The 19,696-nt window shown below is 73.4% G+C and carries 20 protein-coding genes and 1 tRNA gene; 13 read left to right on the plus strand and 8 right to left on the minus strand.

Going from position 1 to position 19,696, the window contains the following annotated elements; translation table 11 throughout:
- Positions 1 to 43: 43 nt before the first annotated feature.
- Together MILUP08_RS09995 and MILUP08_RS10000 are read right to left on the minus strand one after the other, a co-directional pair.
- Positions 44 to 2,344, minus strand: a complete 2,301-nt coding sequence (locus MILUP08_RS09995; protein ID WP_007457202.1) for a HelD family protein — start codon at positions 2,342 to 2,344, stop codon at positions 44 to 46.
- A 195-nt stretch (positions 2,345 to 2,539) separates the two neighbouring features.
- Positions 2,540 to 3,685 (minus strand): LolA family protein, encoded by a 1,146-nt coding sequence (locus MILUP08_RS10000; RefSeq protein ID WP_007457204.1) that lies wholly within the window; start codon positions 3,683 to 3,685, stop codon positions 2,540 to 2,542.
- Between the two features lie 89 nt (positions 3,686 to 3,774).
- Here MILUP08_RS10000 and MILUP08_RS10005 point away from each other — a divergent pair, with 89 nt between their 5' ends.
- Positions 3,775 to 4,431 carry a response regulator transcription factor gene (locus MILUP08_RS10005; protein WP_007457206.1) on the plus strand — a complete coding sequence of 219 codons (657 nt, stop codon included), beginning with the start codon at positions 3,775 to 3,777 and terminating at the stop codon, positions 4,429 to 4,431.
- Between the two features lie 53 nt (positions 4,432 to 4,484).
- On the plus strand, positions 4,485 to 5,876 hold the full coding sequence (locus tag MILUP08_RS10010; RefSeq protein WP_420329268.1) for an ATP-binding protein: 1,392 nt from the start codon (positions 4,485 to 4,487) through the stop codon (positions 5,874 to 5,876).
- A 25-nt stretch (positions 5,877 to 5,901) separates the two neighbouring features.
- Here MILUP08_RS10010 and MILUP08_RS10015 read toward each other — a convergent pair whose 3' ends face one another.
- Together MILUP08_RS10015 and MILUP08_RS10020 are read right to left on the minus strand one after the other, a co-directional pair.
- On the minus strand, positions 5,902 to 7,551 hold the full coding sequence (locus MILUP08_RS10015; RefSeq protein WP_007457211.1) for a tetratricopeptide repeat protein: 1,650 nt from the start codon (positions 7,549 to 7,551) through the stop codon (positions 5,902 to 5,904).
- Between the two features lie 57 nt (positions 7,552 to 7,608).
- On the minus strand, positions 7,609 to 8,070 hold the full coding sequence (locus MILUP08_RS10020; RefSeq protein ID WP_007457213.1) for a MarR family winged helix-turn-helix transcriptional regulator: 462 nt from the start codon (positions 8,068 to 8,070) through the stop codon (positions 7,609 to 7,611).
- Between the two features lie 49 nt (positions 8,071 to 8,119).
- Between MILUP08_RS10020 and MILUP08_RS10025 the strand changes: the two genes are divergently transcribed.
- Together MILUP08_RS10025 and MILUP08_RS10030 are read left to right on the plus strand one after the other, a co-directional pair.
- Positions 8,120 to 8,641, plus strand: coding sequence for a VOC family protein (locus MILUP08_RS10025; RefSeq protein WP_007457215.1), 522 nt, complete (start codon positions 8,120 to 8,122; stop codon positions 8,639 to 8,641).
- A gap of 25 nt (positions 8,642 to 8,666) precedes the next feature.
- Complete coding sequence (locus MILUP08_RS10030) at positions 8,667 to 9,578, plus strand: hypothetical protein (protein WP_007457217.1); 912 nt, start codon at positions 8,667 to 8,669, stop codon at positions 9,576 to 9,578.
- An 81-nt stretch (positions 9,579 to 9,659) separates the two neighbouring features.
- On the opposite strand, the gene MILUP08_RS10035 is transcribed toward MILUP08_RS10030, so the two are convergent.
- Positions 9,660 to 9,839 (minus strand): DUF4236 domain-containing protein, encoded by a 180-nt coding sequence (locus tag MILUP08_RS10035; protein ID WP_007457220.1) that lies wholly within the window; start codon positions 9,837 to 9,839, stop codon positions 9,660 to 9,662.
- A gap of 461 nt (positions 9,840 to 10,300) precedes the next feature.
- Here MILUP08_RS10035 and MILUP08_RS10040 point away from each other — a divergent pair, with 461 nt between their 5' ends.
- From MILUP08_RS10040 to MILUP08_RS10065, 6 genes are read left to right on the plus strand one after another with little or no spacing between them, the layout of a single operon-like run.
- Positions 10,301 to 11,326 (plus strand): ABC transporter substrate-binding protein, encoded by a 1,026-nt coding sequence (locus tag MILUP08_RS10040; protein ID WP_007457225.1) that lies wholly within the window; start codon positions 10,301 to 10,303, stop codon positions 11,324 to 11,326.
- Complete coding sequence (locus MILUP08_RS10045; RefSeq protein WP_007457227.1) at positions 11,323 to 12,252, plus strand: ABC transporter ATP-binding protein; 930 nt, start codon at positions 11,323 to 11,325, stop codon at positions 12,250 to 12,252. The genes MILUP08_RS10040 and MILUP08_RS10045 overlap by 4 nt, the downstream gene beginning before the upstream one ends.
- Positions 12,245 to 13,111 (plus strand): ABC transporter permease, encoded by an 867-nt coding sequence (locus tag MILUP08_RS10050; RefSeq protein ID WP_007457229.1) that lies wholly within the window; start codon positions 12,245 to 12,247, stop codon positions 13,109 to 13,111. The genes MILUP08_RS10045 and MILUP08_RS10050 overlap by 8 nt, the downstream gene beginning before the upstream one ends.
- An 11-nt stretch (positions 13,112 to 13,122) precedes the next feature.
- Positions 13,123 to 14,457: an LLM class flavin-dependent oxidoreductase gene (locus MILUP08_RS10055; RefSeq protein ID WP_007457231.1), complete on the plus strand. Its 1,335-nt coding sequence runs from the start codon at positions 13,123 to 13,125 to the stop codon at positions 14,455 to 14,457.
- Positions 14,454 to 15,014 (plus strand): flavin reductase family protein, encoded by a 561-nt coding sequence (locus tag MILUP08_RS10060; RefSeq protein ID WP_007457233.1) that lies wholly within the window; start codon positions 14,454 to 14,456, stop codon positions 15,012 to 15,014. The genes MILUP08_RS10055 and MILUP08_RS10060 overlap by 4 nt, the downstream gene beginning before the upstream one ends.
- Positions 15,011 to 15,622 carry a malonic semialdehyde reductase gene (locus MILUP08_RS10065; RefSeq protein ID WP_007457235.1) on the plus strand — a complete coding sequence of 204 codons (612 nt, stop codon included), beginning with the start codon at positions 15,011 to 15,013 and terminating at the stop codon, positions 15,620 to 15,622. Before MILUP08_RS10060 ends, MILUP08_RS10065 begins: the two co-directional genes overlap by 4 nt.
- A gap of 6 nt (positions 15,623 to 15,628) precedes the next feature.
- Here MILUP08_RS10065 and MILUP08_RS10070 read toward each other — a convergent pair whose 3' ends face one another.
- Positions 15,629 to 16,084, minus strand: coding sequence for an RrF2 family transcriptional regulator (locus MILUP08_RS10070; protein WP_007457237.1), 456 nt, complete (start codon positions 16,082 to 16,084; stop codon positions 15,629 to 15,631).
- A gap of 7 nt (positions 16,085 to 16,091) precedes the next feature.
- Positions 16,092 to 17,084: a helix-turn-helix transcriptional regulator gene (locus MILUP08_RS10075; RefSeq protein ID WP_007457239.1), complete on the minus strand. Its 993-nt coding sequence runs from the start codon at positions 17,082 to 17,084 to the stop codon at positions 16,092 to 16,094.
- 190 nt (positions 17,085 to 17,274) lie between these two features.
- Here MILUP08_RS10075 and MILUP08_RS10080 point away from each other — a divergent pair, with 190 nt between their 5' ends.
- On the plus strand, positions 17,275 to 18,051 hold the full coding sequence (locus tag MILUP08_RS10080) for an SDR family oxidoreductase (RefSeq protein WP_007457240.1): 777 nt from the start codon (positions 17,275 to 17,277) through the stop codon (positions 18,049 to 18,051).
- Between the two features lie 141 nt (positions 18,052 to 18,192).
- Here MILUP08_RS10080 and MILUP08_RS10085 read toward each other — a convergent pair whose 3' ends face one another.
- On the minus strand, positions 18,193 to 18,624 hold the full coding sequence (locus tag MILUP08_RS10085) for an SsgA family sporulation/cell division regulator (protein WP_007457244.1): 432 nt from the start codon (positions 18,622 to 18,624) through the stop codon (positions 18,193 to 18,195).
- 294 nt (positions 18,625 to 18,918) lie between these two features.
- On the opposite strand from MILUP08_RS10085, the gene MILUP08_RS10090 reads away from it, so the two are divergent.
- Both MILUP08_RS10090 and MILUP08_RS10095 read left to right on the plus strand, forming a co-directional pair.
- A complete protein-coding gene (locus tag MILUP08_RS10090) occupies positions 18,919 to 19,476 on the plus strand; it encodes a TIGR02611 family protein (protein ID WP_039905742.1) in 558 nt (185 codons plus the stop codon).
- Positions 19,477 to 19,526: 50 nt separating this feature from the next.
- Positions 19,527 to 19,598, plus strand: a tRNA-Val gene (locus MILUP08_RS10095).
- Positions 19,599 to 19,696 lie beyond the last annotated feature (98 nt).

Consider the following 19,696-nt stretch of genomic DNA (forward strand, 5'->3'; position numbering starts at 1 on the left):
TGGACGGGGGCTTCGATCACTCGGGCCCCGGCCAACCTCATGATCAACCGGCGGGGGCGGGGCGCAGGACGCCCAGGCGCTGGGTGGCCCGGGTGAGCGCGACGTAGAGGTCGCTGCGCCCGCGCGGCGACTCGGCGACCATCCGGTCCGGGTCGACGACCAGCACCGAGTCGAACTCCAGCCCCTTGGCCTGCGCCACAGTCAGCACGACCACCCGGCTCTCCAGCTCCGGGTGCTCGCCCACGGTGGCCTCCGGCAGCGCGGCGGTCAACGCCGCGCCGAGCGCGTCCACCCGGCTGGCCGGGACGATGACGCCGAGTCGGCCCTCGGCCAGCCCGGCGGCCTCGCGCGTCGCCGCCGACACCAGCTCCGCAGGGAGCTGCTCGTCGGGCACCGCCCGATCCCACGGCGGTACGCCGCTCTCCCGCACCGAACGGGGCGGCCGCAGGGCTGGATCGATCTCGGCCAGGACGTCGGCGGCGACGGCCATGATCTCGGCCGGCGTGCGGTAGCTGACCGTCAGCTCGGTCAGCCGCCAGCGCTGCGCCACGTACGGGGCGAGGGCGTCGGCCCAGGAGGGCGTCCCGGCGAGAGCGCCGGTCTGCGCCACGTCCCCGACGATCGTCATCGACCGGCTCGGGCACCGGCGCATCAGCAGCCGCCACGCCATCGGCGACAACTCCTGCGCCTCGTCGACTATCACGTGGCCGAACGCCCACGTGCGGTCGGCGGCGGCGCGCTGCGCGGTGGTCAGCCGGTCGGCCTCCTCCTGCCGCTCCAGCAGCCGGTCCGCGTCGATCAGGTCGGTCACGCCGAGGATCTCACCGCCCTCGGCCTCGTCCTCGACGTCGATCGAGCGGGAACCCCTGGCGATCTCCAGCACGCCCTCGGCGTACTCCCGTTCCATCATGCGGATGCGGTCGCGGCGGGCGGCGGCGGCCCGCTCGTCCTCACCGAGCAGCTCGGCGGCCTCGTCCAGCAACGGCACGTCGGCGGGCGTCCACCCACCCGGCTCACGATGCAACCGGGCCCGCTCGTCGTCGGTGAGCATCGGCGCGGCGGTGGCGATCCGGTCCGGGTCGGCGTACAGGTCGGCCAGTAGGCGCTGCGGGGTGAGCACCGGCCACAGCCGGTCGAGGGCGGCCTGGATCTCCGTCTCCTCGCGCAGCTCGCGGCGGATCTCGGCGCGGTCGGCCTCGTCGAGCAGGTTGTCCCCGCCCAGCGGGTCGGCGCCGATGCGCTCCGCCACCTGGTCGGCGAGGGCGTGCACGATCTCCACGTCGAACAGCGCCCGCGCCAGGTTGTGCGGCCGGTCGGTGCGGCGCACCCGGTCGCGGGCGGCGCGCACCGTCTCCGGGTCGAGGGTCAGCACCTCCCGCTCCACCTCGATCTCCAGCGGCTCGTCCGGCACCCACTGGCGGTCCCGGACGGCGAGCGCCAGCACCTCGGCGAGCACCGCGCGGCCCTTGAGCGCCGCCGTCTCGGCCGGCTCGACACGCTGGGCGCTCACCCCGGGAAACAGATCACCCTGGGTACGCAGCAGCACGCCCGTCTCGGCCAGGGTGGGCAGCACCTGGGAGATGTAGCGCAGGAACGTCGCGTTCGGGCCGACCAGCAGCACACCGCGGCTGGACAGCTCCCGCCGGTGTGTGTAGAGCAGGTACGCCGCCCGGTGCAGCGCGACAGCCGTCTTGCCGGTGCCGGGACCGCCCTGGACCACCATGACGCCGGGCAGTTCGGCGCGGATGATCCGGTCCTGCTCGGCCTGGATGGTCTCCACGATGTCGCGCATCCGGCCGGTCCGACCGGCGTTCAGTGCGGCGAGCAGCGACGCCTCACCGGTCAGCTCCTCGTGCCCGCCCGGCGCGGCGCTCTCGATGTCGAGCACCTCGTCGTTGAGCCCCGTCACCTTGCGCTGGCGGGTGCGCAGGTGCCGCCGCCGGCGTACGCCCTGCGGGTTGGCGGCGGTGGCGAGGTAGAAGGGACGCGCGGCGGGGGCGCGCCAGTCCATCAGCAGCGGGTCGTAGTCACCGCTGGTGTCGAAGATCCCGATCCGGCCGATGTAGCGGCGGGAGTCGTCGGCGCCGTCGAGCCGGCCGAAGCAGAGACCATTCTCCACGGCGGAGAACTGCTCGACCTGGTCGGCGTACATCGCCACCGAGCTGTCGCGCTGGGAGCGGTCCTGCAGGGTGCCGCCGGTGCTGCGCAGCGCGTCGGTGAGCCGGCGGGCGGCCTGCTCACGTAGCCCGTCCAGCCGGTCGTAGAGCATCGAGACGTACTCCTGCTCGCGGCCGATCTCGTCGTCGAGCGGCAATTCACCGGTACCGCCGGAGTGCCTTGACAAGCCGTCTCCCTAAAGATTAGAATGCCTTGCAGGAACGGCTTTTATGCCGTTCTTTTTTGTGCCCTCGAAACCCTCGAATTGTTGAAGATAGCGCGGTCCGCCTGCCGTCACCAAGCCGACCGGGCCGATTCGAGTCACACGACGACGAACGCCGGGCCGACCAGATGGTCGACCCGGCGCGAGAGCTTCGGAACGTCAGCCGCGAGCGACCTGGTAGAGCCGCTCCGGGGTGACCGCTCCGGCGAGCACCCGACCGTCGTCGGTGAGCAGCACACTGAACAGCTTGCCGGTGAGCAGCCGGCCGCTGCCCCAGTCCCCACGGACCGCCGGCAGTCCGCCGAGCAGCTTCGACAGGTCCGCGTCCGGCGTGGCGCCGGCCGGCTTGCCGGCGGCCGCCTTGCCGGGCGTCCCGTCGAGGCGCGCGACCAGGACGGTGGCCCAGCCGTCGCCGACGGTACGCACCTGCGGGTCCGCGCCCCGCTGCTCGGCCTGCGCGGGCCGGCCCGCCGAGGGCCGCTCGGCGGTCTCCTCGGTGACGGTCACGCCCGGCGGCGGGTTGAAGGCGAACTGGTCGGCGTCGGGGCGCCGGTAGTCGACCTGCGTGAAGGCCATCTCGAACGCCGGCTGGTCGCTGCCCTTGGCGAGCACCTCGAAGCGCAGCGGCACGTGCTGCTGCGCGTCGATGGCGATCCGCAGTTGGTGCACCAGCGAGTCACTGTCGCGCGGCTGGAGCACCAGCTCGTAGGCGTCCCGACCGGCGACGGTGGCCGAGCGGCCGACGCTGACCTCGGTGCTCGGGTCGATCGCGCCCAACGCCAGGTCGGCGGCCTCCTGCGGGGTGGCGGGGAGACTCGGCGTGGCCGCGTGACCCGGCTTTCCGGCCGTGCCCGCGCCGCCGGGCTTTCCGGCCGTGCCCGCGCCGCCAAGCGTGCGGTGGCGCGCGGTGTTGCCCCGGCTCTCCCAGGTCCACACGTCCCGGCCGTTGCGGATCACGTCCTGCTCGCCGAGGGTGTCCAGCAGCGCGACGCGCTGCCGCTCCGGACCGGAGTACCAGACCCGCAGGGTGTGCGTGCCGGTCAGCAGGGTGGTCAGGTCGTTGCCGGGAACCAGCCCGACCAGCGGCGGCAGACCGAGGTCGGCCCGCTGCACGACCGTCCCGGACAACCCCTCCAGCCGGGACGTCTGAAGATCCACCAGGAGCTGTGCGGCGGTACGCGGCGGCAGGCTCGGCTCCGCCTCGGCGGCGAACGTGCCGATCGCGGCGCCTCCGCCTATGACGGCGACGCCGGCGGCGGCCGGGACCAGCCAGCGCAGGACGGGACGGCTTCTCAGGATCGACATGGTGGGCACCTCCTGCCCGACATCCTGCCTCCTCGGCCCTGTGAACGCGCTGAGGACGCCGGCATTGACCCGGGTGGCACCCTTGAGCCGTGCGGTTGTTGGTGGTGGAGGACGAGGCCCGGCTGGCGGCTGCCCTGCAACGCGGCCTGCAGGCGGAGGGGTTCGCGGTCGACGTGGCGGCGACCGGCCCCGCCGGTCTGGACGCTGCCCGGCACGGCGAGTACGACGCGATGATCCTCGACGTGATGCTTCCCGGGCTGTCCGGCTACGAGCTGGTCCGCCGGCTGCGCGCCGAGCAGCACTGGCTGCCCGTCCTGATGCTCTCGGCCAAGGACGGCGAGTACGACCAGGCCGACGGCCTGGACTGCGGCGCCGACGACTACCTGACCAAGCCCTTCTCGTACGTGGTGCTGCTGGCCCGCCTGCGGGCCCTGCTGCGCCGGGGAGCGCCGGAACGTCCCACCGTGCTGACGGTCGGTGACCTGCGGCTGGATCCGGCCCGCCGACGGGTGACCCGCGCCGACGCCGAGGTGACGTTGACCGCGCGGGAGTTCGCGTTGCTGGACTACCTGATGCGCCGGCCCGGCCAGGTGATTTCCAAGATCGAGCTGTTGGACCACGTGTGGGACGCCAGCCTGGAGACGGCGCCCAACGCGGTCGAGGTGTACGTCGGCTACCTGCGCCGCAAGCTCGGCCGGGACCGGCTGGAGACCGTCCGGGGCGCCGGCTACCGGCTGGCGACGTGACACCTGTCGACCCGGTGGGCGGTCGCCGGGTCCGCCGGCTGCCCGGGTGGGGTCTGCGGGGCCTGGGCCTGCGCGGGCGGCTCACGGCCCTCGGCGTGGTCGGTCTCACCGTCGGGCTGGCGCTCGGCGGGGCGGTGCTGCTGGGCGCGCTCGGGTTCCTGCTCCAACGCACCGTGGACACCGAGGCGTTCCGGACCGCCGACGCGGTCGCCCTGCTCGCCGCCGAGCACGCGCTGCCCGACCCGCTGCCGGTGGCCGGCGGGCAGGTCCGGGTCCAGGTGATCGACGCGCAGGGCCGGATCCGGGCCGCCTCGATCGACGCGGACCGGCTGGTCCCGATGGTCCGCCCCGAGCGGTTGGACGCCGGTCGCCGGCAGAGTCTGGTGGCGCCGGCGGAGCGGACCGGACTCGCCGGCCCGGTCCGGGTGGTCGCCGTGCCCGCCGGCACGGCGGCCGATCCGCTCACCGTCCTTGTCGCCCGGTCGATGGCCGACGTCCGGCACGGCACGCACGTGGTACGCACCATCCTGCTGGTGGCGTTCCCGCTGCTGGTGGCAATACTGGCCGCGGTGGCGTGGCGGGTGGTCGGCGCGACGTTGCGTCCCGTGGAGGCGCTGCGCCGGGGCGCCGAGGAGATCACCGGCCGCGCAGGCGGCGACCGTCTGCCGGTGCCCGCCTCCGCCGACGAGATCCATCGGCTGGCGGTCACCCTCAACGGGATGCTGGACCGGTTGGAGTCGGCCCGGATTCGCCAGCGCGCCTTCGTCTCCGACGCGGCACACGAGTTGCGCAGCCCGCTCACCAACATCCGCACCGAGCTGGAGGTGGCCCAGCGGCTCGCCGACCGGACGGACTGGACGGCGGTGACAGTGAACCTGCTCGCCGACACCGAGCGGTTGAGCCGGCTGGTCGACGACCTGCTGCTGCTGGCCCGCCTGGACGAGATGCCACCGGCCCGCGGGGTCGGCCCGGTCGACCTGGGCGCGCTGGTGACCGAGGTCGCCGACCGGTATCCGTCGCCGCCGGTGCTCCTCGTGCCGCCGCCGGGCCCGCTGTGGACGGCCGGGAACGCGGCCGAGCTGCGGCGGGTGCTGTCGAACCTCGTCGACAACGCGGTCCGACACGCCCGGAGCAGCGTGGTCCTCACGGCCGAGCCGCACCGGGAGGCCGCGTACCACCTGGTGACGGTGACCGACGACGGCCCGGGCATCCCGGCGGCCGACCGGCGACGGGTCTTCGACCGGTTCACCAGGTTGGACGACGGCCGGGGCCGCGACGGCGGCGGCGCCGGCCTGGGCCTCGCCATCGTGTGGGACCTGGTCCGCCGTGCCGGCGGCACCATCACCCTGACCGACGCCGACGGCCAGCCGGGGCTGCGGGTGTGTCTGCTGCTTCCGACGCTGCCGCCCGAGGACGAGCGGGGACCGGCGGTCGAGACACCATGACCACGGTCGCCGGCCGGCCGGGAGGTCAGCGGCGGCGGGTGCAGACCTGGTCGGCGCTCGCGACGGTGTCGGTCGACCAGACGACGGCCACGGTGAAGCAGTAGTCGTTGGCGCGGTTCAGCGCGTAGACGATGTAGGTGTCGGTGCCGGCGGGCAGCGTGGCGATGGCCGTCTTCTCCTGCCCGGCCCGGCCGGCCGACACGACCACCGGCCCCTCGCCGCCGGCCGGGTACGTCCAGCTCAGGGCGATGTTGTCCCGGTTGTCGCGCAGGTTCACCGTGCCCGGCGGGGTGCCGGGCGCGGCTGCCGGCGCCGTCGTGCCGGCGGCCGCGGTGCCGGTGGGGGCCGGCGCGCCCGTGCCGGTCGGGCCGGCGCTGGGGGAGCCGTTACCCGGCCCGGGTAACGGGTCGTCCCCGTCACCGACCCGCGCCACCCCGGCGATCACCGCCGCCGTGCCCAGCAGCACCACGACGACGCCGGCCACCAGCACGGGCACCAGCTTGTTGCGCGGCGGCATCTTCGCCCGGTGCACGGGCACCGGCAGAAGCCGGGACGGCGTGTACGGCTCCAGCGGCGCGTACGGCTGGGCCGGTGGCTCCGGCTGGCTCGACGTGCCGGGGCGGTGCAGCCGGTAGACGCCGGACGCCTCCTCGGTGCCGCCGGTGAACCCGGCCACCGATGGGGGCACCGGCGGGGCGGTGGCGTGCGGGGCCGGGTCGTCGTAGGTCGGGTCCGGCGGCCAGCGGAAGTCCGGCGACCCGTCCGGCTCGTCGGCCGGGAGCCGAGGGTTCGGCACCGAGCCGACCCCGTGCGCGGCCCATGACTCGTCGTCGCGGTCGGCCGGAGCGGTCACCTCCTCCTCGACCTCGCGCGGCGGGGGCGCGGGTGGGTAGTAGGCGGACTCGACCGGCCGGTCGGTGTGCGGCGCGGTACGCGCGGCCGGCACCACCGGGACGTCCCGGTCGGCGGGCGCGTCGTCGACGCAGACGTGGTCGGGGTTGGCCGCCGCCCGGGCCAGAGCCGCCACCTGCGACGCCAGTGGATCGTCGGCGGCCAGGTGCTGCCGGCACAGCTCGCGGGCCAGCGCCAGGTTGTCGTGCGCCTCGGCGAACTGCCCACAGTCGCGTTGCATGGCGCCGAGCCGGGCCAGCATCTTGATGCCGCTGGGGTGACCGTCGCCGTACACCTCGCGGTGCAGCTCCCAGGCGTCCTGGAGGCGGTCGCGGGCCACCGTGCACTGGCCGCGGGCGTACTCGACGGTGGCCAGGTCGGCGTGCGCGGCCAGCACCCGTAGCGACTCGGGCCCGTCCTGCGCGGTCAGCTCGATGATGACTTCCTGGTACAGCCGGGCGGCCCGGGAGTGGCTGCCCACCCGGTGCAGCACGGCGGCCAGGGTGGCCGCGGCGGCCACCGTGCGGGGGTCGGAGCGGCCGTGCAACCGGGTGGTGGCCGCGTACGCAAAGGCAGCCCAACCCCGGGCGGAGTGCGGCTCGCCGAGGGCGACGAGCACCCGCGCCTGGAGGCTGGCCGCCTCGGCCAACTCGGGCGTGGCGTTGGCCGGGCTGGGGTCGGCGTCGGTGAGCGCGTCGGAGAGCAGCCGTTGCGCGCCGGCCACGTCGCCAGTGGACACGAGGTGGTGCGCCTGGTCAGTCAACTCGTCGAAGCCGGAGGACACGCCCCATCGTGCTCATCCGACGACGGTAAGTACAAGACCCGCGCCGGTGCCGATCGGTCAGGATCTGGTCAGGTGCTCGGCCAACGTCTCGCTGATTCGGCGCAACTGGTCGACCTGGGCCGGGCTCAACGCGTCGAACAGGTGTCGGCGTACCCCCTCGACGTGGCCGGGGGCCGCGGCCGCGAGGGTGGCGAAACCCTCGTCGGTGAGCACCGCGATCTGCCCGCGCCGGTCGGTGGGGCAGTCCTCGCGGCGCACCCAGCCGGCCGCCTCGAGGCGGGCCACCGCGTGCGAGAGCCGGCTGCGCGACGATCCGGCCGCCTCGGCCAGGTCGCTCATCCGTAGTTGCCGACCCGGCGTCTCGGAGAGCCGGACCAGGATCTCGTAGTAGGCGTGCGGCATGCCGGCGTCTCGTTGCAGCTCGCGGTCGAGCGTGTCCATCAGCGCGCGGGAGGCGGCGAGGTACGCCCGCCAGGTGCGCTGCTCGTCGGGGTCCAACCAGCGGGTCATGGCGACCATCATACCCACGATGGTTGAACGCTCAACCAAATGACGCTAGCCTGGGGTCATGGGTATCCACCGGCTCAACCACGCGGTCCTCTACGTCAGTGACCTCGCCCGCAGCGTCGCCTTCTACCGCGACGTGCTGGGCTTCCGCCCGGTGGCGATGACCCCGGACGGTTTCCGGGGCGCCACCTTCCTCCAGGCCCCCGACTCGACAAACGACCACGACCTCGGCCTGTTCGAGATCGGCGCCGCCGCTGGGCGGTCCACCGCCGGCCGGGCCACCGTCGGGCTCTACCACCTGGCGTGGGAGGTCGACACCCTCGACGAGCTGGCCGTCACCGCCGAGCGGCTCGCCGCCGCCGGGGCGCTGGTCGGCACGTCCGACCACGGCACCACCAAGAGCCTCTACGGCCAGGACCCGGACGGTCTGGAGTTCGAGGTGGTCTGGCTGGTCCCGGCCGACCGGCTCGACGACACCGCGCTGGCGGCCCGCAAGCGCATCGGCCGGCTCGACCTGGCCGCCGAGCGACAGCGTTACGGCGGGCAGACCCGCGGTGGCGTGGGGATCTCCGTGCCGGCCTGAGTCGGCCATAGGGTAGAACGGACCGATGCCTACCAACCGGACCACCGACTTCCTTCGTGAGCTGCTGGTCCGCCAGGTGGCGACCTGGCTGCCCGCCGCCCTGCACCGCTCCCGGCGGGCAACCGTCGCGCTGGCCTGGGCCGGCGCCGACGACGGCGGCGCCGAAGCGGCGCTGCGGGTGGTCGCCGACCACGCCGCCCAGGTGCGCGGTCGACAGGTGACGGTGCTGGTGCTCGCCGACGGCGCCGCCGACCTGCCGGCCCGGCTCGGGCCGATCGAGGCGGAGTTGCCGGCCGAGGTGACGGTGCACCTGCTGCCCGGCGGGCCGGACCGGCTGCCGGTCGCGGTGAAGGCGGGCGGCGCGGCCGGCTCGCCGCTGTTCTGCTTCCTGGACCTGCCCGGGGAGGTGCCCCCGCACCTGCTCGACGCCGCTGCCAACGGCCGCGCCGGCGAGGTGCTGCTCCACGCCGGCGGTCCCACCCGCGCGGCCCTCACCGCCGCCGGGTTCCCGCTGGTCGCCGAGGTGACGCCGGTACTACCGGCCGACGCGACAGGTGACGCGGCCGGCGCGGCGGCCGGCGTGGTCGCGTTCGGCAGCCGCTCGGACCGGAGCCTGGAGGCGGTCCGCGACGCGCTCTGGGCGGTCGGCGCGGAACTCGGCGTGCGTTACCGCGACCCCGCCGACCCGGCGGCCCCGCCGGTGGACGTGGCGGGGGAGCCGGCCTTGGAACCGCTGGCCCGCCAGTTGCTCGCCGAGCTGCGCCGGGGCGGGCCACGGCCGGTCACCGAGCTACGCCGGCACACCCTCACCGCGACCGTCTACCGTGCCGCGGACGCCAACCGGGCGCTCACCGATCTGGTGGACGCGGGCGACGTGCGCCGCGAGCGCGACACGGGCCGACTCGCGGGCGACGAACTCATCACCCCCACCCGCTGAGCCGCCGGCCCCGGCCCGCGTGGTGCAGACGCCGAGCGGGGTGCCGGTGAATCACCGGCACCCCGCTCGACCCCCGGGACGCTACGACCGGGACTTGTCCTGCTTCCAGGACAGCGGACCCGGCAGGTCGACGCGGTGCGCCCGGGCCTTCGAGTTCCAGGACCAGCGCCCGATCTTGATGCTCCACGAGGAGAAGCCGTTCTCGGTGAAGTTCAGGATCAGCGGACCGATCTTCTTGCGCTTGCGAAACATGAGGCCCATCGGAGGACTCCCCTCGTCACCGTTCCCTGCCGTGTCGAGATCGAACATTCCCGAACGGGCGAATTCCGAAACCCTCTCCCGGTCCCGGTTGGACGGTGCCGCCGCCCGCCCCGGCAATCTCTATCCACCAGATAGGTGTTGCGCGGCGGTAAACGCTGCTCGGGGCGCTTCGTAACATCGTCAGCGATGAAAGTCTCACCTTCTGGAAGACCGTTGACCGGCCGATCCCACCGGCGGCAGCATGAGGTCATGTCGCAGCGGGATGAGCTCCTCCTCATCGCTTGCGTGCACGTCGACCTGGTCCGGCACGCGAGCGCGCTCTGTTGAGCTGACCGGGTTCGCTCCGGCTCGGCTCCGTCGCCGCACTCTCACCGCTCGCCCGCTCACCGCGGAGCGGCGTGCCTCCGCGCCCCCACCCGGGCGCCCTGCGCTCCCATCGTGGACAGATCAGGAGACTCCCCATGTCCCCACCCCGTCGTGCCCTCCTGCGTACCCTCGCGGCCGCCGTCGCGTTGACCCTGCTCACCGGCGCGGCCGGCTGCGGCGGCGACGCCGAGGCCGGGCAGACCACCGAGCTGCGCTACCAGGGCTCCGTCGGCCAGGTCACCCTCCCCGAACTCGCCGCCGACCTCGGCTACCTCGGCGACGTCCGGCTCACCTGGATCGGCAACGTCACCGGCGGCCCGCAGGACATCCAGGCCACCGCCACCGGCCAGAGCGACTTCGGCGGCGCGTTCAACGGCGCGATCGTCAAACTCGCCGCCGCCAACGCCCCGATCACGGCCGTCGTCAGCTACTACGGCTCCGACGCGCAGACCTTCCAGGGCTACTACGTGCTCGACGGCAGCCCGATCCGCAGCCCTCGGGACCTGATCGGCAGGAAGGTCGGCATGAACACCCTCGGCGCGCACGCCGAGGCGGTGCTCAAGACCTGGCTGGCGCGCGGCGGGCTCACCCCCGCCGAGATCAAGCAGGTCGAGCTGGTGGCCCTGCCGCCGGTCAACGCCGAGCAGTCGCTGCGGCAGAAGCAGATCGACGTCGCGGTGCTCGGCGGTGTCATCCGGGACAAGGCGATCGCGGGCGGCGGCATCCGCACCATCGTCACCGACTACGAGCTGCTCGGCGCGTTCAGCGCCGGCACGTACGTCTTCCGCGACGACTTCATCAAGCGCAACCCGGAGACCGTCAAGGCGTTCGTGACCGGGGTCGGCAAGGCCATCGAGTGGGCCCGCACGCAGCCCCGGGAGACCGTTGTCGCCCGGATGCGCGACATCATCGCCAAGCGTGGCCGCAACGAGGACCCGTCGCTCGTCGCGTACTGGAAGAGCAGCGGCGTCGCCGGGCGCGGCGGGGTGATCGGCGAGCAGGAGTTCGGCACCTGGATCGACTGGCTCGCCGCCGAGGGCGAGCTGAAGGGCCAGCGTCCCAAGCCGTCCGACATCTTCACCAACCGGTTCAACCCCTTCGTGGACGGGGGCGACGCGTGAGCACCGACAAGATCCTCTTCGACCGGGTGAGCAAATCCTTCCCGGTCCGCGCCACCCGGCGTGGGACCGCCGGCGCGGTCACCGCGCTGGACCAGGTGACCCTCGGGGTACGCCCCGGCGAGTTCCTCGTCGTCGTCGGCCCCAGCGGCTGCGGCAAGTCCACCCTGCTCGACCTGCTCGGCGGGCTCATCCCACCCACCGGCGGTCAGGTGCTCGTCGACGGCCGGCCGGTCACCGGCCCCGGCCTGGACCGGGGCATCGTCTTCCAGCAGTACGCGCTGCTGCCCTGGCGCACCGCCGCCGGCAACGTGGCGTTCGGGTTGGAGGCCAAGGGCGTGCCCCGCTCCGAACGCGCCGAGAAGATCGCGCACCACCTGGACCTGGTGGGCCTGAGCGGCTTCGCCGACCGCTACCCGCACGAGCTGTCCGGTGGCATGAAACAGCGGGTCGCCATCGCCCGCAGCCTCGCGTACGACCCGGACGTACTGCTCATGGACGAGCCGTTCGCCGCGCTGGACGCGCAGACCCGCGACTCGTTGCAGGACGAGCTGGTGCGGATCTGGGCCCGCACCGGCAAGACCATCGTGTTCATCACCCACGGCATCGACGAGGCCGTCCACCTCGGCCAGCGGGTGGCGGTGCTGACCTCCCGACCCGGCCGGGTCAAGCAGGTCATCGACATCGACCTCGGCGACCGGGACGCCGTCGAGGACGTCCGCTCCACCGACGCGTTCCGCCACCACCGACACCAGATCTGGACGCTGCTGCGCGACGAGGTACGCGCCGCCCAGGCCGCCGAAGGCGCTGCGGGCAGCCGCGCCGCCCACACCGGTGCGGCAGGTGGTCGTACTCCCGCCGTGGCCGGAGCCGACGCGCGGCGCGGGACGCCGACGGCGGCCGACCCCGAGGAGGCCCGCGTTGGTTGACATCGTCGAACGTCCCACCCGGCTGGCGGCGCCGACCGCCGTGCCCGACGCGGTGGCCGCGCCCGAGGCCCCCGGCCTGACCGGTCGGTTGCTCGGCCTCGGCGCGCGGGTGCTGCACCGCAGCGTCGCGATCGTCGCGCTGGCCGCGGTCTGGGAGGTCGCGCCCCGGCTCGGCCTGGTCGACCGGGTGTTCCTGCCGCCGCTGTCGGAGGTGCTGGTCGCCTGGTGGGAGCTGCTGCGCAGCGGGCAGCTCGCCGAACACGTCGGCGCGAGCCTGACCCGGTCGCTGGCCGGGCTGGGCCTGGCCGTGCTCACCGCGATCCCGCTCGGGCTGCTGATCGGCTGGTACCGGCCGCTCGCGGAGCTGCTCAGCCCGCTGCTGGAGGTGTTCCGCAACACCGCCGCGCTGGCCCTGCTGCCGGTGTTCGTGCTCATCCTCGGCCTGGGCGAGACCTCCAAGATCGCCCTCGTGCTGTACGCGTGCTCCTGGCCGATCCTGCTCAACACCATCGCCGGCGTGAAGGGCGTCGACCCGCTGCTGATCCGCTCGGCGCGCTCGATGGGGCTCAACCACCTGCGGCTGTTCCAGAAGGTGATCCTGCCGGCGGCGGTGCCGACCATCTTCACAGGCGTCCGGCTGGCCGGGGCGTACTCGATCCTGGTGCTCGTCGCGGCCGAGATGGTCGGCGCGAAGGCCGGGCTCGGCTACCTCGTCAACTACGCGCAGTACAACTTCGCGATCCCCGACATGTACTCCGGGATCATCACGATCTCCGCCATCGGCCTGGTCGTCAACCAGCTCCTCGTCGCCCTCGAACGCCGCTTCTCCACCTGGCGCGTCGACGTCTCCGCCGGATAGGACAGAAACCCATGACCCGCACCCTGCACCTCAACGCGTTCCTGATGGGCGTCGGCCACCACGAGGCCGCCTGGCGGCACCCCCGCACCGACCCGCGTCGGGTCACCGACGTTCGGCACTTCCAGGAGTTGGCCCGCATCGCCGAGCGCGGCACCCTCGACTCGCTGTTCCTCGCCGACGGCCTCTCGGTCGGGCCGAACCCCCGGCACAACATCCAGGCCGTCTTCGAGCCGCTGACCCTGCTGGCCTCGCTGGCCGCCGTGACCGAGCACATCGGTCTCATCGCGACCGTCTCCACCACCTACAACGAGCCGTTCCACGTCGCCCGCAAGTTCGCCTCCCTGGACCATCTCAGCGGTGGTCGGGCCGGCTGGAACATCGTCACCTCCGCCCAGGAACGGGAGGCGGTCAACTTCAACCGGGACAGCCACCCCGCGCACGCCGACCGGTACCGGCGGGCCGCCGAGTTCGTCGACGTGGCGATCAAGCTCTGGGACAGCTGGGAGGACGACGCGCTGGTCTTCGACACCTCCGGCGGGGTGTTCGCCGACACCGACCGGGTGCACGAGGTGGCGCACCGCGGGCCGGAGTTCCAGGTCCGCGGCCCGCTCAACATCCCGCGGCCGCCGCAGGGCCGGCCGCTGCTCGTGCAGGCCGGCTCGTCACCGGCCGGGATCGCCTTCGCGGCCCGGTACGCCGAGGCCGTCTTCACCGCCCAGCAGACCCTCGCCGACGGGCAGGGCTTCTACGCCGAGCTGCGCCGGCAGGTCGTCGCCGCCGGCCGGGACCCCGACCTGGTGAAGGTCCTGCCCGGCATCGCCCCGGTGCTCGGCGGCACCGAGGCCGAGGCGCGGGCGCTCGCCGCCGAGCTGGAGGAGCTGATCGTCCCCGACTACGCCCTCGCCCAGCTCTCCGGGATGCTCGGCATCGACCTCACCGGCCTGCCGCTGGACGGGCCGCTGCCCGACCTGCCGGACGCCGGCAGCATGCAGGCCCACCAGAGCCGCTACCAGCTCGTCACCGACCTGGCCCGTCGGGAACGGCTCACCGTCCGGCAGCTCATCGGTCGGCTCGGCGCCGGTCGGGGCCACCGCGTGGTCGCCGGCACCCCGGAGCAGATCGCCGACCAGATCGAGCTGTGGTTCACCCAGGGCGCGGCCGACGGTTTCAACATCATGCCGCCGCACCTGCCCGGCGGGCTCGCGGACTTCGTCGACCACGTGGTGCCCGTGCTCCGCGCGCGGGGGCTGTTCCGCACCGAGTACACCGGCGCGACCCTGCGCGAGCACTACGGCCTGCCCCGACCGGCTAGCTCGTACGCCGCGCCGGCCCTGGTGCCGGCGTGACCACCGTGGAGCGTCCGGTCACGGACGCCGCCGAGCTGCGACCGGTGGACCGGAACCTGTTCCGCTCGTTGCTGCGCCGACAGGCCACGAGCGTCACAGTGGTCACCGCGGTGGCCCGCGCCACCGATCCGGCCTGCCTGGGCGGGATCGGCGCACCGATCCGGGCCGGGTTCACCGCCACCTCGTTCACCTCGGTCTCGCTGGACCCGCCGCTCGTCTCGTTCTGCCTCGGCGTGGCGTCGTCGAGCTGGCCGGTGCTGGCCCGTGCCGAGCACGTCGCCGTCCACCTGCTCGCCGCGGAGCAGCGGGAGGCCGCGACGGTCTTCGCCACCAGTGGCATCGACCGGTTCGCCGCGTACCCGGACTGGACACCCGGCCCGTTCGGGGTGCCGCTGCTGACCGGGGTGCTGGCCCGGCTGCTCTGCCGGGTGGTGCACCGCGTCCCGGCCGGCGACCACACGCTGGTGATCGCCGAACCGCTCGCCCTGAGCGACGGCGGCGACGGCCGGCCGCTTGTGCACCACCAGGGCGGCTACACCACGGCGGCGCCGGCATGACCGCGCCCGCGGCGGCCGACCTGTTCGCGTTGGACCGGGCCGCCCAGGACCTGCTGTTCCGGGCGGCCCGCACGGCCAACACGTTCACCGACGAGCCGGTCACCGACGCCCAGGTCGCGGCCATCCACGACCTCATCCGGTACGGACCGACGGCCTACAACGGCCAGCCGCTGCGGGTGCTGCTGCTGCGCTCGCCGGAGTCGCGGGCGCGGCTGCTGCCGTACGTGTCGTCGAGCAACCGGGCGAAGACGGCAAGCGCGCCGCTGGTGGCGGTGCTCGCCGCCGACGTGGACTTCCACGAGCGACTGCCCGAGCTGTACCCGCACCGCCCGCAGGCCCGCGACTGGCTCGCCGACCGTGCGGCGCGCGCCGAGCAGGCCCGCTTCAACGCGACCCTGCAGATCGGCTACCTGCTGGTGGGCGTACGCGCCGCGGGGCTGGCCGCCGGACCGATGGCCGGGTTCGACGCCGCCGGGGTGACCCGGGAGTTCTTTCCCGACGGGCGGCACGAGGCGCTGCTGCTGATGAGCGTGGGCCACCCCGGCCCGGACGCCTGGCGCGAGCGGCTGCCCCGCCTGCCCACGGCCGACGTCATCCACACCCTGTGACCAGGGTCAGCGGGGTTCCCACGCGTCGGGCAGGGCGGTGAGTTTGCGCACGTGCGCGGGCAACCGCCCGCTGACGATCTCGGCGAGGCTCACCTCGTCGACCACCCGCCGGACGGCGGCGCGTACCGCCACCCACAGGCCGGGCAGGTTCTCCGCCGCGCCCTCGTAGCGGGTCTCCTCCGGGCGCAGGCCGCGTACGCCCGCGAGGGGGCCCTCCACCGCGCGCAGCACCGCGCCGACGGTCACCTCGCGGGGCGGACGGGCGAGGGTGTAGCCACCCTCGGCGCCGCGTTGGGCGCGCACGATGCCGGCCCGGCGCAGATCGGCCAGGACCGCCTCCAGGAACTTGCGGGGCATGTCCTGCTCGGCGGCGATGGCCTGGGTGGACAACAGCGAGGGGTACGCGGTCGCGAGGCTCAGCGCCGCCCGTACCGCGTAGTCGCCGCGCGCGGAGATCTGCACCCCGCCATCATGCCCGCCCGGCCCCGCCGCCCGGCCCGGTGGGCGTCCCGGACCGCGTGGCGTGACCGCCGTTGGCCGGTTCGACGGCCGTGCCGGTGCGGAACCGCCCGCCGTTGGCGCCCGTCGGCTCGACCGCGGGTCGGGGTCGGACCACCCGGCCGGCGACCGGCTGATCGCGGGTGGCGCGGAACGCGCCCGGGCTGACCCCGATCTCGCGGGTGAAGAACCGGCCGAAGTTGGTGGGCTCGGAGAAGCCGAGCTGACGGCCGATCTGCGCGATCGGTTCGTCGCTCGCCGCGAGCAGCCGGGCTGCCTGCAACGCGACCCGCTCGTCGATCACCTGTTTGGCACTGCGACCGGTGATGGCCAGGCAGGCCCGGGTCAGAGTGCGTACCGAGCAGCCGAGCGCGGCGGCATAGTCCTCGACCCGCCGGGTCACCTGGTAGCCGTGCTCCACCTCCCGGCAGAACCGCTGGAACGTCTCGACCTCCGGCCGGTGCCCGGACCGCGCCACACCGGGCAGCGCCAGTCGCAGCAGCAGCACGGCGAGTTGGTGGCGCAGCAGCGCACGACCGGCGGGGCCGTCGCCGTGCCGCTGGCAGTCCACCGCCAACTGGCTCACCTCGTTGATCACCGCGTCCTCGTCCTCGCCGGCCAACTGCCGCCAGGTCTGCGGGGCGTCCGGGTCGACGGCCAGGCCGTCCAGCGCCTCGGCGGTCCAGCCGACCACCGTCGCGTCGAACTGCGGGCCGGCGCAGCGCAGCACCTGACCGGCGCGGATCCGCAGCAACGTGCCGGGCCGGCACGGCAGCAGGTGGAAATCCAGCTCGGCGTCGCCGTGACCCCGGGTGGTGAGGATCAACAGCTCCCGCTCGACGAACACCGGCCGCCGCCAGCCGGGGTCGCCGGCCAGGTCGGCCAGCGCGAACGTGGAAATCTCGTCGGGTACGGGTGACGCCGTTCCGATCGATGGCGCGGGGGAGGGATCGGTGGAGACCATCGTCTGCGACGGTAGCCCGAACCGCAGGTCACCGCATCCCGATCTCCGTACGCGGCGGCGCCGAGGCTTGTCGCGGTCCCCGCGGCCGGGCTACGTTACCCGGCGGTAGCGCTGTGCGGTCCGTGGCCCGCGTGGCGTCCGCCGTCCGCCCGACCGCCCGGCGGACCCGCCGACACGCGATGGGATGGGCATGACGCAGCTGTTCTCGGTCGAAGGCAAGACGGTCCTGGTCACCGGTGGGTCGCGGGGGATCGGGCTGATGATCGCCCAGGGCTTCGTCCGGGCCGGCGCCCGCGTGATCATCTCGTCCCGCAAGGCGGACGTCTGCGAGACCGTCGCCAAGGAACTCTCCGCCGAGGGCCACTGCGAGGCGATCCCCGCCGACCTGGGCGCCGACGCGGGCGCCGAGTCGCTGGCCGCCGCCGTCCGCGAGCGCGTCGAGCGCCTCGACGTGCTTGTCAACAACGCCGGCGCCACCTGGGGCGCGCCGCTGGAGAGCTACCCGGAGGCCGCGTTCGACAAGCTCTGGGCGGTAAACGTCAAAGCCGTCTTCCGGCTCACCACCGCGCTGCTGCCGGCGCTGCGCGCCGCCGCCAGCGCCGACGACCCCGCCCGCGTGATCAACATCGGGTCCATCGACGGCATCCGCGTGCCGTTCATGGAGGTGTACGCCTACACGGCCACCAAGGCGGCCGTGCACATGCTCACCCGCAGCCTCGCCCACCAACTGGCCGGCGAGCAGATCACCGTCAACGCGATCGCGCCCGGCCCGTTCGAGAGCAAGATGATGGCGTTCGCCCTGAACGACCCGGCGAGCCGGACCGCCATCGAGCAGCAGGTGCCGCTGGGCCGCATCGGTCGCCCGGAGGACATGGCCGGGACCGCCATCTACCTCTCCTCGCGGGCCGGCGCGTACCTCACCGGCGCGGTCATCCCCGTCGACGGCGGCATCACCACCCACGGCTGAGCACCTGTCGGCCACGGCCGGGCGGCGCCTCCGCCCGACCCGGGTCGGGCTGCCCGCGTACTCCCGGGTATGCCGGGGCCGCGCGGACTCGGCAGATCCGCGCGGCCCCGTCTGGCCGGTTCTTGCCCGTTCGGGCGGTGCTCAGCGACCGGCGAGCAGCCGGTTCACCGCCGTGTCGACGTCCAGGTGCTCGGCCTCGCGGCCGCGCGGGACGACGACGTACGTCCGTCGAAGGAAACGCACCAGGACGCTGCGCGGCACCTCGAAGAGGGCGTTGCCGTCCGGTGACGAGAGGGCCAGCGCGACGAAATCGCCGCGCGGTGTGGCCCAGGGCCAGACCCGCACATCGCCGATTCCGGCCGGTTCGTCCAGGCCAGTGACCAGAAGTTCGCGAGCGAACGACCAGCTCACCGCCTCGCCCCCTGCCGATTCGGCATGGAACAGGACATGGACCGCGTACGGGTCAGCAGGGTCGTAACGCAGACTGGCACGCACCGGCAAGGCGGTGGCGTCAGGTGCGACGAGCCTTAGCGACGTCTCGACCTCTACGGTCGTCGGTCGGATGACACTCATGGACGTTCTCCCCCCGGCACCGCTGCGGAACGCGCGTGTCCCGCTTTTCCCATACTCAGGTGCTACTCCTGGCTACGCTCCGCCATACGCTGACTTCACCCAGTGGTGGGAAGGGGGACGGAAAGGCCGCGTGAATGTGAGCATTCATGTAGGATTTCCGGTTCTGCCCAGTGCGTGATTCCGCCCGGCGTCGGGTGGCTCAGTCGTCGACTTACTCCGGTAACGTCCAGTCGGCCGTTGCAGTGACGGGCCCGAGCGACACTGGGGGGTGAAATGGTCACGAACCGATCCTCAGTGGATCCGGTGACCGCGCCCGGTCCGCCGAAAGTCGCGGTCCGAGCAGCCGAAAAGCGGGGGTACGACGTGCCGATGGAGCAGCCCGAGCGACCCGGACGGTCGACGACCGACGCCGGCCGCCCCGGCGGGGTCACCGTCGTCGGAGAACCGCCCCGGCGCCCACGTTGGCGGGACCGCATCTCGACGACCCTCGACCTGATCCGCGCCAACCCCACCGGCCGGATCGCCCTCAAGATCTTCATTGCGATCGCCGGCGCGTTGGTGGTCACCATCGGCATCGCCCTCATCCCGCTGCCCGGGCCGGGCTGGCTGCTGGTCATCGCCGGCCTCGGCATCTGGGCCGTCGAATACCACTGGGCCCGCCGGCTGCTCGGCTTCACCCGCCGACACGTGCACGGCTGGACGCAGTGGGTGACGCGGCAGTCGCTGCCGGTGCGCCTCGTGCTCGGCGCGGTCGGCCTGGTCTTCGTGGGCGTGGTGGTCTGGCTCTCCCTCAAGCTCAGCTTCGGCATCGACGTGGTGGCCGAGGCGATGCGGTACCTCGGGGCGCGCTGACCCCGGATTTCCGGTCCGGTTCCACGATCGGGTAGAGTCATGGGCGCTGAGGGCGATTAGCTCAGTGGGAGAGCGCTTCGTTCACACCGAAGAGGTCGCTGGTTCGATACCAGCATCGCCCACTCTCAGTTTGTGCAGGTCAGAAGCCCGTTGCCGGAATAGTCGGTAACGGGCTTCGCCGTATGTGCCGCTTACATTGGGAGCAGATGGGGAGCAGCGC

Origin of the sequence: Micromonospora lupini str. Lupac 08 (genome assembly GCF_000297395.2) — a bacterium.
GTDB classification, from domain to species: domain Bacteria; phylum Actinomycetota; class Actinomycetes; order Mycobacteriales; family Micromonosporaceae; genus Micromonospora; species Micromonospora lupini.